At 71.6% G+C, this 12,652-nt stretch carries 10 protein-coding genes; 3 read left to right on the forward strand and 7 right to left on the reverse strand.

Features of this window, described 5'->3' with window-relative positions:
• Positions 1 to 34: 34 nt before the first annotated feature.
• Complete coding sequence (locus tag ABZX67_RS14270; protein ID WP_355359282.1) at positions 35 to 2,455, forward strand: galactose oxidase-like domain-containing protein; 2,421 nt, start codon at positions 35 to 37, stop codon at positions 2,453 to 2,455.
• Here the strand turns inward: ABZX67_RS14270 and ABZX67_RS14275 are convergent.
• Both ABZX67_RS14275 and ABZX67_RS14280 read right to left on the reverse strand, forming a co-directional pair.
• Positions 2,433 to 3,050: a TetR family transcriptional regulator gene (locus tag ABZX67_RS14275; RefSeq protein WP_355359038.1), complete on the reverse strand. Its 618-nt coding sequence runs from the start codon at positions 3,048 to 3,050 to the stop codon at positions 2,433 to 2,435. The genes ABZX67_RS14270 and ABZX67_RS14275 overlap by 23 nt on opposite strands.
• Before the next feature lie 31 nt (positions 3,051 to 3,081).
• A complete protein-coding gene (locus ABZX67_RS14280; RefSeq protein ID WP_355359041.1) occupies positions 3,082 to 3,774 on the reverse strand; it encodes a hemolysin III family protein in 693 nt (230 codons plus the stop codon).
• 238 nt (positions 3,775 to 4,012) lie between these two features.
• On the opposite strand from ABZX67_RS14280, the gene ABZX67_RS14285 reads away from it, so the two are divergent.
• Positions 4,013 to 5,839, forward strand: coding sequence for a phosphoenolpyruvate carboxykinase (GTP) (locus ABZX67_RS14285; RefSeq protein ID WP_355359044.1), 1,827 nt, complete (start codon positions 4,013 to 4,015; stop codon positions 5,837 to 5,839).
• Between the two features lie 218 nt (positions 5,840 to 6,057).
• Here ABZX67_RS14285 and ABZX67_RS14290 read toward each other — a convergent pair whose 3' ends face one another.
• The 3 genes from ABZX67_RS14290 to ABZX67_RS14300 all read right to left on the reverse strand — a co-directional run bounded on the left by ABZX67_RS14290 (position 6,058) and on the right by ABZX67_RS14300 (position 8,154).
• Positions 6,058 to 6,450 (reverse strand): hypothetical protein, encoded by a 393-nt coding sequence (locus ABZX67_RS14290; RefSeq protein ID WP_355359047.1) that lies wholly within the window; start codon positions 6,448 to 6,450, stop codon positions 6,058 to 6,060.
• An 82-nt stretch (positions 6,451 to 6,532) separates the two neighbouring features.
• Positions 6,533 to 7,744, reverse strand: coding sequence for a pyridoxal phosphate-dependent aminotransferase (locus tag ABZX67_RS14295; RefSeq protein ID WP_355359050.1), 1,212 nt, complete (start codon positions 7,742 to 7,744; stop codon positions 6,533 to 6,535).
• A 119-nt stretch (positions 7,745 to 7,863) separates the two neighbouring features.
• The gene (locus ABZX67_RS14300) at positions 7,864 to 8,154 is read right to left on the reverse strand and encodes a hypothetical protein (RefSeq protein ID WP_355359053.1); all 291 of its coding nucleotides are present in this window, start codon (positions 8,152 to 8,154) and stop codon (positions 7,864 to 7,866) included.
• 126 nt (positions 8,155 to 8,280) lie between these two features.
• Between ABZX67_RS14300 and mptB the strand changes: the two genes are divergently transcribed.
• A complete protein-coding gene (gene mptB / locus ABZX67_RS14305) occupies positions 8,281 to 9,759 on the forward strand; it encodes a polyprenol phosphomannose-dependent alpha 1,6 mannosyltransferase MptB (RefSeq protein ID WP_355359056.1) in 1,479 nt (492 codons plus the stop codon).
• Here mptB and ABZX67_RS14310 read toward each other — a convergent pair.
• Positions 9,695 to 11,305, reverse strand: a complete 1,611-nt coding sequence (locus tag ABZX67_RS14310) for a D-aminoacylase (RefSeq protein ID WP_355359059.1) — start codon at positions 11,303 to 11,305, stop codon at positions 9,695 to 9,697. The two genes, mptB and ABZX67_RS14310, sit on opposite strands and share 65 nt — an antisense overlap.
• Before the next feature lie 6 nt (positions 11,306 to 11,311).
• Complete coding sequence (locus tag ABZX67_RS14315) at positions 11,312 to 12,577, reverse strand: alanine racemase (protein ID WP_355359062.1); 1,266 nt, start codon at positions 12,575 to 12,577, stop codon at positions 11,312 to 11,314.
• Between the last annotated feature and the right edge of the window lie 75 nt (positions 12,578 to 12,652).

Below are 12,652 nucleotides of genomic sequence, written 5' to 3' on the forward strand. Positions count from 1 at the left end.
ACGGCGCGGAGCGGCGCTGCTCGCCATCGGCGCCATGACCTCCGGCCTGCTCCTAGCCGCCCAGCACCCGGCCGCCGCCGGGATCAACCTCATCAAGAACCCCGGCTTCGAAACCCCCGGCACCGGCCACGACGGCATGCCGTCGTGCTGGTCCAAGTCCGGCTGGGGAGACAACGACGTCACCTTCACCACGACCACGGACGCCCACTCCGGCACCGGCGCCATGAAGGTGGAGCTGACCCGCCGCGTCGACGGCGACCGCAAGGCCCTGATCACCGAGTCCGACGCCTGCGCCCCGCCCGTCGTCGCCGACCGGCAGTACGACCTGTCCCTCTGGTACAAGTCGACGACCCCCGACACGGCGATCACGCTCTTCCGGCACGACACCACCGCGGGCTGGCAGTACTGGACCGACCTCAAGACCCTCCCGATGGCCGGCGCGTACACCCGCGCCGAGGTGCGCACGCCCGTCGTGCCGCCGGGCACGGACCGGATCGCCTGGGGCGTGTCCGTCTTCGGCACCGGCAGCGTCACCACCGACGACTACGTGATGGAGGAGGTCGCGGCCCCCGCGCCCGACCCGGTCTGTACGGGCACGGCCGAGGAGTGCGCCAAGGGCAAGTGGGAGGTCCTCGCCACCAAGAACCCGGTCCGCTCCATGCACTCCGTCGTCCTCCATGGGGGTACCTCCCAGGCCGGAGGCTCTGGGGGAGGCAAGGTGCTGCTGATCGCGGGTTCCGGCAACGACCCGGAGATGTTCAAGGCGGGCACCTTCACCTCCGCCGTCTACGACCCGGCCAACGGCTCCTTCAAGACCATCCCGACCCCCGTCGACATGTTCTGCGCCGGCCATGTGCAGCTGTCCGACGGCCGGGTGCTGGTCATGAGCGGCAACAAGGGCTACCCGTCCGCCGACGGAAAGATCGGCTACCAGGGCCTGAAGGACTCGTACGTCTTCGACCCGGCGACCGAGTCGTACATCAAGACGAACGACATGCACGACGGGCACTGGTACCCGTCGGCGACGATCCTCGGCAACGGCGACGTGATCTCCTTCGGCGGCCTGAAGGAGGACTCCACCGGCAATGTGACGGCGGAGAGGTTCTCCGCCGCGCAGAACAAGTGGCTGCCGGTCAACGAGGTCAAGCAGACCTGGTCGTACTGGGGCCTGTACCCGTCGATGATCCTCATGCAGGACGGCCGGTTGTTCTACTCCGGCAGCCACACCTTCGGCAACGGCACCCCCGGCACCGGCGCCTCCATCTACGACTACGACAAGAACACCATCACCGACGTGCCGGGCCTGCGGAACAAGGACGAGCGCGACGAGTCCGCCAGCGTGCTGCTGCCCCCGGCGCAGGACCAGCGGGTCCTGACCATCGGCGGCGGCAACAACGAGCGCAACCCCGCCGCCAACCGCCTCACCGACATCATCGACCTCAAGCAGCCCAACCCGGCCTACGTCGCCGGCCCGCCCATCCCGCAGGGCCTGGTCGACCAGGGCGCGGGCAAGCGCCCGCAGACGGGCGACGAGGGCAAGATGTACGTCTCGGCGGTGCTGCTCCCCGACGGCAAGGTCCTGGAGACCGGCGGCGCGCTGCACGACCGGGCCGACCCGGTGTACGAGGCGTCGCTCTTCGACCCGGCCACCGACACCTACCAGGCGGGCATGGCCGCCGACCCGGTCCCGCGCGGCTACCACTCCTCGGCGTTCCTGCTGCCCGACGGCCGGGTGATGGCGGTCGGCGACAACCCCGGCAACGGCTCGTACAACCACGACGTGTCGGTCTACACGCCGCCGTACCTGCTCAAGGGCCCGCGCCCGAAGATCACCTCGGTCATCGACAGCCGCTGGAACTACGGCGACACCCAGCGGATCACGGTCGACCGGCCGATCGCCAAGGCGGAGCTGATCCGCCCGGCCGCCGTCACGCACTCCTCCGACCCCAACCAGCGCTTCGTCGACCTGCCGCTGTCCGTCATCGACGACCGGACCGTCGACCTGAACGTCACCGGGAACCCGAACCTCGCCCCGCCCGGCTGGTACATGCTCTTCGCGGTCGACGCCAACGGCATCCCGTCCATCGCCCAGTGGGTGCACCTCGGCGGACCCGCGGCGATGGCGGCGGAGGCGGAGAAGTCGGCGCACGTCCACGACTTCGCCGGCGATCTCGCCGCCGCGCCGAAGAAGCCGCTGAAGAAGCGGGACGCGGCTCCGGTCAGCCCGCGGATAGCGGGGTGCGACCGGCACTACGGCTCGGCCGGGGTGTGCGTGCCGACGGCGTTCCCGGCGTCGGTGAAGGCGACGACGAAGGCCCGCTGCGACTGGCTGGCGGCGCACGACTACGGCCGCCTGCAGGTCAACGGCAAGGACGACCCGCTGCGGCTCGACCCGGACCGGGACGGCCTGGCCTGCGGAAAGGGGGACTCCGCTACAGCGAAGGGCCGCCGCTGAGCGTGTCGAACGCACGGTCGATGAGCGTGATCAGATCGTCCCGCTGATCGCGCTCCGCCCAGTGCAGCAGCACCTCGCGCAGAGCGCCCATGACGGCGGCGGTGAAGACCCGCACTTCGAGGTCGTCCGCCGCCCGCCCGGTGCGGTCGGCGAGAACACGGGACAGCAGCTGGGAGGTCTCGGCCATGGTCTCGGTCATCCGGGCGCGTACGGCCGGGACCTCCACCAGCAGCCGGGCGCGCTGCCGCATCTCCTCCGGCTCGCGCTCCAGGAGGTCGGCCGCGGCCTGCGTGATCACGGCACGGAGCGACCGCAGCGGCTCCTCGCCGACGGGCCGGGCGCGCAGCGCCGCCTCGATGACCGGGTCGTACTCATCCGTGAGGACGATGTCCTCCTTGGCCGGGAAGTACCGGATGACCGTGCTGGGCGAGACCTCCGCCGCCTGGGCGATCTGGTCGATGGTGGTCGCCTCGTACCCCCGCTCGGCGATCAGCCGGTAGGTGGCCCGTCTGATCGCGATGCGGGTCTTGAGCTTCTTGCGCTCCCGCAGGCTCATGGGGGGACGCGCGGTGAGGAGCGAGGTGCGGGCGGCCATGGAACCCATTGTTCCGGTCATTCTCCCGGCGTTACGCGTGCTGGTACGCCACCAGCGAGATCCCCACGTAGTGGGCGACGAACGCCGCGAGCGTGAGGGAGTGGAACACCTCGTGGAAGCCGAACCACCGCGGGGACGGGTTCGGCCGCTTGATGCCGTACACCACGCCGCCCGCGCTGTAGAGCAGGCCGCCGACGACCACCAGGACCAGCACGGCGACGCCGCCCTTGTGCAGGAAGTCCGGCAGGAAGAAGACGGCCGCCCAGCCCATCGCGATGTAGCACGGCGTGTACAGCCAGCGCGGGGCGCCGACCCAGAACACCCGGAAGGCGATCCCCGCCACCGCAGCCGCCCAGATCGCCCACAGCAGCACCCGCCCGGTGGAGTCGGGGAGGAGGAGCAGCGTCAGCGGGGTATAGGTGCCCGCGATGATCAGGAAGATATTGGCGTGGTCGAGCCGGCGCAGTACGGCGGTGGCGCGCGGGCCCCAGTCGCCCCGGTGGTACAGCGCGCTCACGCCGAAGAGCGCGCAGGCGGTGAAGGCGTAGATGCCGCACGCGATCCGGCCGCGCGTGGAGTCGGCCAGCGCGGTCAGGACGATGCCGGCGATCAGCGCGGCGGGGAACATCCCGGCGTGCAGCCAGCCACGCAGCTTCGGCTTCAGCACGCTCTGTGTTATCTCGGTCACGTCGTCAGTGTCATCGGGCATGGCCGCTGCAGTCATGTCGGAATGCTACCGACGCCTCCGTACGTGGGGTGTTGGAGGCCGATGAGGGAGGTGTGGGGGCGTAATGAGTGGCAATGCTCACGTGAGAGGCCCTCTGGACATATGCGCACCGGACGCGGATGATCAGATGAGTGCGGTCGGCACCGGATGAGCGCCAGGAGATCAATGCCGTGAAGCATCCGGGTCGCAGCCCCCACGGGGCAGACAACCTCAAACCCCTCAACAAGGAGCAATCGTGGCGCGCGACAACGCGGCTCCCTCCACCGTCGTCCCCACCAACCACCGGGAACTGATCTCCTGGGTCGACGAGATCGCAGCAATCACGCAGCCGGACAACGTCGTCTGGTGTGACGGTTCCGAAGCCGAGTACGAGCGTCTGTGCGAAGAGCTCGTCGCCAAGGGCACCTTCCGCAAGCTGGACCCGACGCTGCGCCCGAACTCGTACTACGCCGCCTCCGACCCCTCCGACGTCGCCCGCGTCGAGGACCGCACCTTCATCTGCTCCGAGAAGGAGGAGGACGCGGGCCCCACGAACCACTGGAAGGCCCCCGCCGAGATGCGGGAGATCTTCACCGGGGACAAGGGAATCTTCCGCGGCTCCATGAAGGGCCGCACCATGTACGTGGTCCCCTTCTGCATGGGCCCGCTGGGGTCGCCGCTCTCCGCCATCGGCGTCGAGATCACCGACTCCGCGTACGTCGCCGTCTCCATGCGCACCATGACCCGCATGGGCCAGGCCGTCCTCGACGAGCTCGGCGACGACGGCTTCTTCGTCAAGGCCGTCCACACCCTCGGCGCCCCGCTCGCGGAGGGCGAGGAGGACGTGCCGTGGCCCTGCAACAGCACCAAGTACATCTCGCACTTCCCGGAGTCCCGCGAGATCTGGTCGTACGGCTCCGGTTACGGCGGCAACGCCCTGCTCGGCAAGAAGTGCTACGCCCTGCGCATCGCGTCCGTCATGGCGCGCGACGAGGGCTGGCTCGCCGAGCACATGCTGATCCTCAAGCTCACGCCGCCGCAGGGCGAGGCGAAGTACGTCGCCGCGGCCTTCCCGTCCGCCTGCGGCAAGACCAACCTCGCGATGCTGGAGCCCACGATCTCCGGCTGGACCGTCGAGACGATCGGCGACGACATCGCGTGGATGCGGTTCGGCGAGGACGGCCAGCTGTACGCGATCAACCCCGAGGCGGGCTTCTTCGGCGTCGCGCCCGGCACCGGCGAGCACACCAACGCCAACGCGATGAAGACCCTGTGGGGCAACGCCGTCTTCACCAACGTCGCGCTCACGGACGACGGCGACGTGTGGTGGGAGGGCATGACCGAGGAGGCGCCCAAGCACCTCACGGACTGGAAGGGTAACGACTGGACGCCGGACTCCGACACTCCGGCCGCTCACCCCAACGCCCGCTTCACCGTGCCCGCCTCGCAGTGCCCGATCATCGCGCCCGAGTGGGAGGACCCGAAGGGCGTGCCGATCTCGGCGATCCTCTTCGGCGGCCGCCGCGCCACCGCGGTCCCGCTGGTGACCGAGTCCTTCGACTGGCAGCACGGCGTCTTCCTCGGTGCGAACGTCGCGAGCGAGAAGACCGCCGCCGCCGAGGGCAAGGTCGGCGAGCTGCGCCGCGACCCGTTCGCGATGCTGCCGTTCTGCGGCTACAACATGGGCGACTACATGGCCCACTGGATCAAGGTCGGCAAGACCGCGGACCAGGCCAAGCTGCCGAAGATCTACTACGTCAACTGGTTCCGCAAGAACGACGCGGGCAAGTTCGTCTGGCCCGGCTTCGGCGAGAACAGCCGCGTGCTGAAGTGGATCGTGGAGCGCCTCGACGGCAAGGCCGAGGGCGTCGAGACCCCGATCGGCATCCTGCCGACGCGCGAGGCCCTCGACACCGACGGCCTGGAGCTGCCCGAGGAGGACCTCGACTTCCTGCTCAAGGTCGACACAGAGGTCTGGCGCGAGGAGGCCGCCCTCATCCCCGAGCACCTCAACACCTTCGGTGACCACACGCCGAAGGAGCTGTGGGACGAGTACCACTCGTTGGTCGCCCGCCTGGGCTGACCGCCGGAAGACCTCGTGGCGGGTCAGCCCGACATCCGCCCTGACCTGTGGGTTCACGAATGACCCGCCGCGACGCAACCGGCCCCCGGAGTCCCCTCAGACTCCGGGGGCCGGGCGTTTTCCCGCCGAGGCGGGTCGGCAGGTGGGTTGGCAGGTGGGTGGCACCCGGCCCGCGCGCCTGAGACGGCCGCGGGCCGGGGCCGATCATGGGGCGCCGGTCAGAGGGCGGCGACCGGGCGGAGCTGCTCCAGCGCGGCGCTGTGCGCGTCCATGCGCTCGGCGGCGAGGATCGCGGCGGCCGTGTCGGCCCGGGAGGCGGCGACGACCAGGGCACGGCCCGCGAGGGTGTGGGCGCGGCGGTGCAGGTCCGCCGGCTCCGCGCCGGTGAGGCCCGCGTGCCGGGCGGGCGGCGCGCCGCGCAGCCGTGCGACCTGCTGGGCGATGCGGTCGGCCGCCGCGTCCTCGCCGAGCTCGTCGGTGACGGCGAGCAGCGCGGCGAGGTGTCCGGCGAGCTGGATGTCCAGCTCCTCCTCGCGCGAGCGGTGCGGGATGCGGTCCTGGGTGTCGCCGGCCATCCGGTGGACCGACTTGGTGCGGATCGGTTCGTACATGGTGGACGGCCTCCTGCTCTTGGACAGGAGACCATCCTACCTTGGATTCTGTCTAAAGTTGAGTTCGCCCTAAGTGCAGGGGTCAGGGCTGGCTGTAGCCGTCCAGGAAGTTCCCGATACGCGTCACCGCGTCCGCCAGATCCGTCGCGTTCGGCAGCGTCACGATCCGGAAGTGGTCCGGCTCGTGCCAGTTGAAGCCCGTCCCGTGCACCACCATGATCTTCTCGGCCCGCAGCAGGTCGAGCACCATCTGCCGGTCGTCCTTGATCGGGTAGACGTTCGGGTCCAGTCGCGGGAAGAGGTACAGCGCGCCCTTCGGCTTCACGCACGTCACGCCCGGGATCTGCATCAGCAGGTCGTACGCCACGTCCCGCTGCTCGAGCAGCCGGCCGCCCGGCTGCACCAGCGCCTCGATCGACTGCCGGCCCTGGAGCGCGGCGGCGATCGCGTGCTGCGCCGGCATGTTGGCGCACAGGCGCATGTTGGCGAGGATCGTCAGGCCCTCGATGTACGAGGAGGCGTGCGCCTTCGGGCCGCACACCGCCATCCAGCCGCTGCGGTAGCCGGCCACCCGGTAGTTCTTCGACATGCCGTTGAACGTCAGCACCAGCAGGTCGGGCGCGATCGCGGCGGTCGGGGTGTGCGTGGCGCCGTCGTAGAGGATCTTGTCGTAGATCTCGTCCGAGCAGACGACGAGGTTGTGGCGGCGGGCGATCTCGGTCAGGCCGCGCAGCATCTCGTCGTCGTACACCGCACCCGTGGGGTTGTTCGGGTTGATGACGACGAGCGCCTTGGTGCGGTCGGTGATCTTGCGCTCGATGTCGGCGAGGTCCGGCATCCAGTCGGACTGCTCGTCGCAGCGGTAGTGCACCGCCGTACCGCCGGCGAGGGAGACGGACGCCGTCCACAGCGGGTAGTCCGGCGCCGGTACGAGCACCTCGTCGCCGTCGTCCAGCAGCGCCTGCATCGACATCTGGATGAGCTCGGAGACGCCGTTGCCGATGTAGATGTCCTCGACGGAGAGGGGGATGCCCTTGGTCTCGTAGTGGCTCATCACCGCGCGCCGCGCGGAAAGGAGGCCCTTCGCGTCGCCGTAGCCGTGCGACTCGCCGAGGTTGCGGAGGATGTCCTCCAGGATCGCGGGCGGGCACTCGAACCCGAAGGCGGCGGGGTTGCCGGTGTTCAGCTTGAGGATCCGGTGACCTGCAGCCTCCAGCCGCATCGCCTCCTCGAGCACCGGACCGCGGATTTCGTAACAGACGTTGGCGAGCTTCGTGGACTGGATCACCTGCATAGCGCGAGCTTACGGCGGTGGCGGATGGGGCGCCTCGTGTTTTCTGCCACTCGGCGCCCGTCCCGGGCCGTCACTGCCGACGGATTCAGCGGATCCGGCGGGGTCGGCGGAGCGCGGATTCAGCGGACGAAGAGGCTCATGCCGTCGACGTCCTCCTCCCAGTCGTCCGCCTCGACGATCTCCTCGACCTCGCCCCTGCATCCGGGGAGCTCGTAGACGATCACGACGTCGTTCGTCAGGTTGTGGACGAGCGGCTCGATGGCGTCGAAGTCGTAGCAGCCGCTCGGGTTCGGCAGCGCGGTGCGGTCGACGTAGAGGGTGCCCTGAGCGCCGAAGGCGGTGGTGGCGCCGGAGACGGCGAGGGCCGCGGCGGCGGCCAGGGTGACACAGACGGTGGCGATGCGGCGCATGGCGCCTCCCTTGGGGTGAGGGGTGGATCGCGTGGATCACCACTCACGGTAGGCGCGCGGACCCGCCCCGCAACCGTGGCTGCTCCGAAGCGAGAGCCCTGACGCCAGCACCTAGGCTGGCCGGTCATGTGGGACATGAGCGCGGTCGGGTACCGCCGACTGGGTGCGGCCGGGGCGGTCGCGGTGGCCGGGGGCGGCTGGGCGGCCGGATCGCTGCCCTCGCGCGACCCGTGGGGCCTGTGGGTACCGCTCGGCACCGCGACGACCGTGGCCGCCGCCGTCCTCGCGTACGCCGGGCTCACCCTCCTGATCGCCGCCTGGTGGGGGTACGGGCGTGCCGCCCGCGAGGTGCCCGTACGCGAGACCCTGCGCACGCTCGGCTGGTGGGCCGGGCCGCTGCTGCTCGCGCCGCCGCTCTACAGCGCCGACGTCTACAGCTACATCGCCCAGGGCGCGATGGTCCTCGAAGGGCACGACGTCTACGGCGCCGGGCCTTCGGTGCTCGACCCGGGCGGGCTCGGCGGGGACGCGGCGGCGAGCGTCGGTGGGCACTGGACCGACACGCCGGCACCGTACGGCCCGGTCTTCCTGGTGCTCGCGCAGGCGGTGGCCTGGGGGACCGGCGGGACGATCGTGCCGGCCGTCCTCGGCATGCGGCTGATCGCCGTCGGCGCGCTGGCGCTGACCGTGTGGGCGCTGCGGAGTCTCGCCCGCGACCGGTGCGGCAGCGAGAGCGCCGCCCTGTGGCTCGGCGCGCTCAACCCGCTCCTGCTGATCCACGTCGTGGGCGGCGTCCACAACGACGGCCTGATGATCGCCCTCATGCTGGCGGGCATGGTGTGCGCCCTGCGCGGCCGCTGGATCCTCGGCAGCGCGCTCGTCGGCCTCGCCGCCATGGTCAAGTCACCGGCCGCCGTGGCCCTGCTCTTCATCGGCGTGATCGTCGCCCGCGCGGCGGCGGGCCCCCGCACCCGGCGCCTCGCCAAGGGCCTGCTGGCCCCCGGCCTGGTCGCCGCGGCGGTCGCCGCCGCCGCGACGCTGCTGACGGGCACCGGCTTCGGCTGGCTCCGCACCCAGGGCGTCGCCGGGACGATCCACACCGCCCTGTCCGCCACCAGCGACCTCGGCCTCGGCCTCGGCGAACTGCTGCACCTGCTCGCGGGCACCGACCCCGCCCCGGTCAAGGCCGCCGTCCAGCAGCTCGGCCTCGCCGCCGCGCTCGCACTCATCGCGTACCTGGCGTGGCGGTCCCTGCGCGGCCTCCTCCACCCCGCCCACGCCCTGGGCCTGGCCCTCCTCGCCCTGGTCGCCCTCTCACCGATGGTGCAGCCCTGGTACCTGCTGTGGGGCATGACCGCCCTCGCCGCCACCGCCACCGCCGCGCCGGACAGCCGGGTCGTGGGCGTCCTCGCCGTCCTGTCGGCCGCCCTGCCGTACGAGACCCAGCCCTCGGGCCACACCCCGGCGTACGGGTTCGTCCTGGCCGGGCTCGTGTGCGTGGCCGGGACCTGGCTGGTACGCCGGGAGCGCCGCGCGCCGGTCAGCGCCTCGTACGCCGCACCGCCCGCCCCGCCAGCACGTCCGTGCGACGGCCGTCCGCGATGACGAAGCGGCCGTCGATCAGGACGTACGGGATGCCCGTCGGCCCGGTGCGCGGGGCGTCGAAGGTGGCGCCAGCCGCCACCGTGTCCGGGTCGAAGAGCACCAGGTCGGCGCGGTGGCCCTCGCGCACCAGGCCCCGGTCGGGCAGCCGCAGCCGGGCCGCCGGGCGGCCGGTCAGGTGGGCGACCGCCTCCTCCAGCGAGAGCACGCCCAGCTCGCGCGCGTACCGCCCGAGGTAGTGCGGGAACGTGCCGTACGCGCGGGGATGCGGCTTGGCGCCGCGCAGGATGCCGTCCGAGCCGCCCGTGTGGGCGCGGTGGCGCATGATCGCGCGCACGTTCTCCTCGTGGCCGACGTGCTGGAGGATCGTCGGGGCGAGCCGGTCCGCGAGCAGCAGGCGGCGGGCCGTCGTCCACGGCTCCTCGCCGCGTGCGTCCGCCGACCGCTGGATGCTCCTGCCGACGTACGCGGCGAGCGCCGGGTCGCCGACGCCCGAGATCTCGACGGTGTCCCACTCGACCGGCACCCCGTGGCAGCCGTCCGAGCCGAGCACTTCGAGGTCGTGGCGGATCCGGGCGGCGGTCGCCTCGTCGCGCAGTCGCGCCAGCGTCGCCTCCGGCCCGCCCTCGCTCGCCCAGCTCGGCAGCAGCGCCATCAGCGTCGTACAGCCCGGCGTGTACGGATACGTGTCGAGGGTGATGTCCGCGCCCTCGGCCAGCGCCGCGTCCAGCAGCGCCAGCAGCTCCGGCGCCCGGCCCTCGTTGACGCGGAAGTTGAGCGTGGCGTGCGCCAGGTGCAGCGCGCAGCCCGCCTCGCGCGCGACCGCGATCATCTCCTCGTACGCCCGCAGCGCCCCGGCGCCGTAACTGCGGTGGTGCGGGCAGTAGTAGCCGCCGTACGCCGCGACCACCCGGCACAGCGCGGTCAGTTCGGCGTCGCGCGCGTACATCCCCGGTGTGTAGGTCAGCCCGGACGACAGGCCGACGGCGCCCTCCTCCAGGCCCCGCGCCACCAGTTCCCTCATCCGCGTGAGTTCGGCGTCCGTGGGCGGCCGGTCGTCCCAGCCCATGGCGTACGCCCGGACCGTCCCCTGCGGGATCAGGTACGCGGCGTTGACCGCGATGCCCTGGCCACCGAAGCCCCGGTCCAGGCGGTCGAGGTACTCGCCGACGGTGCGCCAGTCGAGGTCGACGTCGGAGCCGTCGCCGTTCCAGCCCGCGATGGCCGTGCGGACCCCGTCGAGCGTGCGGTCGTCGACCGGCGCGTACGACAGGCCGTCCTGGCCCAGCACTTCGAGCGTGACGCCCTGTGCCGCCTTCGCGCTGTGGTCGGGGTCGCGCAGGAGGGCGAGGTCGCTGTGGGCGTGCATGTCGATGAACCCGGGCGCGAGCACCAGCCCGTGCGCGTCGAGCACCCGCCGCCCCCGTAGCGGTGGCTCACCGACCCGGCGCAAGGCCGCGATACGGCCGCCGCTGACGCCGACGTCGGCGCGGTACGACGGTCCGCCGGTGCCGTCGACGACGCGTGCGCCGCGTATGACGAGGTCCATGGCCCGTCAGAAAAAGGTACGGATGTAGTCGACCACCGTGCCGTCCGCCTCCACCAGCGGGATCAGCTGCCACTTGTCGAAGGAGGTGCACGGGTGCGACAGCCCCATGCCGACCCAGTCGCCCACCTCCAGGTCCGCCGCCTCCTCCGTCGTCTCCAGCCACGCGTGCTGGTCCGACAGGCGCGTCACCGTGATCCCGGTCGCGGGCCGCACCGACCCGTCGCGCGCCGAGCGCACCACCTGCGCCTCGGGGAGGTGGAGGTCGTACGCCGCGTCCCGCTTGCCCGCGTTCACGAACGCCTGCTCCGCCGTGGGCCGGGACACCACCTGCGCCCACAGGCGGAAGGCGGGCTGGAGAGCGCCCTCCTCGGGGACCCGGTTGAAGGGGGTGAGGTTGCGGTACTGGCCGTCGTCGTGCGACACGTACGCGCCCGACCGCAGCAACTTCAGGACCGGGCGGGACAACGGCGGCAGCTCGGCGAAGACCTCGGCCACCGTGTCGAACCAGGCGCTGCCGCCCGCACTCACCACGATCTCTTCCAGACCGGCGGGGAAGCGCCCCGCCTTGTCGAAGTCGACGGCGAGCGCGGTGAGCCGGCGCAGCCAGGCCCGTACGGACTCGGGCGTGGCGTCCGGCACCTCGCCCTCGTAGCCCGCGACGCCGACCAGGCGCAAGTGGCGGGCCGCGGCGACGGCGTCGCCGACGGCGGCGCAGTCCGCCTCCGTACGCGCCCCGGTGCGCGCGCCATCGCCCGCGCCGAGCTCGACCACGACGTCGACGGGGCGGGCGCTGCCCTCCAGGGCCTCGTCCATCAGCTCGACGCCGCGCACGGAGTCGACGTAGCAGACGAAGTGGACGTCCGCGTCCCCGGCGAGCTCCCGCGCCAGCCAGCGCAGGGCGGCGGCGTCGACGAGTTCGTTGGCGAGGAAGATCCGCCGGATCCCGAACGCCCGGTACACGCGCGCCTGGTGCGGCACCGCCGCCGTGATGCCCCAGGCGCCGTGCTCCAGTTGGCGCTCGAAGAGCCGCGGTGCCATGGAGGTCTTGCCGTGCGGGGCGAAGGCGAGGCCGTGGCGTTCGGAGTACGCCTCCAGGAGCGCGAGGTTGTGCTCGACGGACTCGGCGGAGAGGGCGAGGACGGGCGTGGTGAAGCCGCCGGTGAAGAGGTTGCGGCGCTGGGCCGCCAACGCGCCGACGGTCAGGCCCTCGGCGTCGATCGGCAGTCCCTTGAAGCGGTGGTCGACGCGCTCGTCCCCGAGGTCGTCCGTCATGGGCCCCTCCTTCTGCCGTGGCGTTGCGTGGTGCGCAATGCTCATTGCGTATATCGCTTGACGCTGTCTAACATC

The organism is Streptomyces sp. NPDC003036 (assembly GCF_040611175.1).
Lineage (GTDB): Bacteria > Actinomycetota > Actinomycetes > Streptomycetales > Streptomycetaceae > Streptomyces.

What these genes read in the sequence shown, in the direction of transcription:
- ABZX67_RS14270 (WP_355359282.1), top strand. Translation starts at nt 35, where the DNA reads ATGACCTCCGGCCTGCTCCTAGCCGCCCAGCACCCGGCCGCCGCCGGG.
- ABZX67_RS14275 (WP_355359038.1), bottom strand. Translation starts at nt 3,050, where the DNA reads ATGGCCGCCCGCACCTCGCTCCTCACCGCGCGTCCCCCCATGAGCCTG.
- ABZX67_RS14280 (WP_355359041.1), bottom strand. Translation starts at nt 3,774, where the DNA reads ATGACTGCAGCGGCCATGCCCGATGACACTGACGACGTGACCGAGATA.
- ABZX67_RS14290 (WP_355359047.1), bottom strand. Translation starts at nt 6,450, where the DNA reads ATGTACGAACCGATCCGCACCAAGTCGGTCCACCGGATGGCCGGCGAC.
- ABZX67_RS14295 (WP_355359050.1), bottom strand. Translation starts at nt 7,744, where the DNA reads ATGCAGGTGATCCAGTCCACGAAGCTCGCCAACGTCTGTTACGAAATC.
- ABZX67_RS14300 (WP_355359053.1), bottom strand. Translation starts at nt 8,154, where the DNA reads ATGCGCCGCATCGCCACCGTCTGTGTCACCCTGGCCGCCGCCGCGGCC.
- mptB (WP_355359056.1), top strand. Translation starts at nt 8,281, where the DNA reads ATGTGGGACATGAGCGCGGTCGGGTACCGCCGACTGGGTGCGGCCGGG.
- ABZX67_RS14310 (WP_355359059.1), bottom strand. Translation starts at nt 11,305, where the DNA reads ATGGACCTCGTCATACGCGGCGCACGCGTCGTCGACGGCACCGGCGGA.
- ABZX67_RS14315 (WP_355359062.1), bottom strand. Translation starts at nt 12,577, where the DNA reads ATGACGGACGACCTCGGGGACGAGCGCGTCGACCACCGCTTCAAGGGA.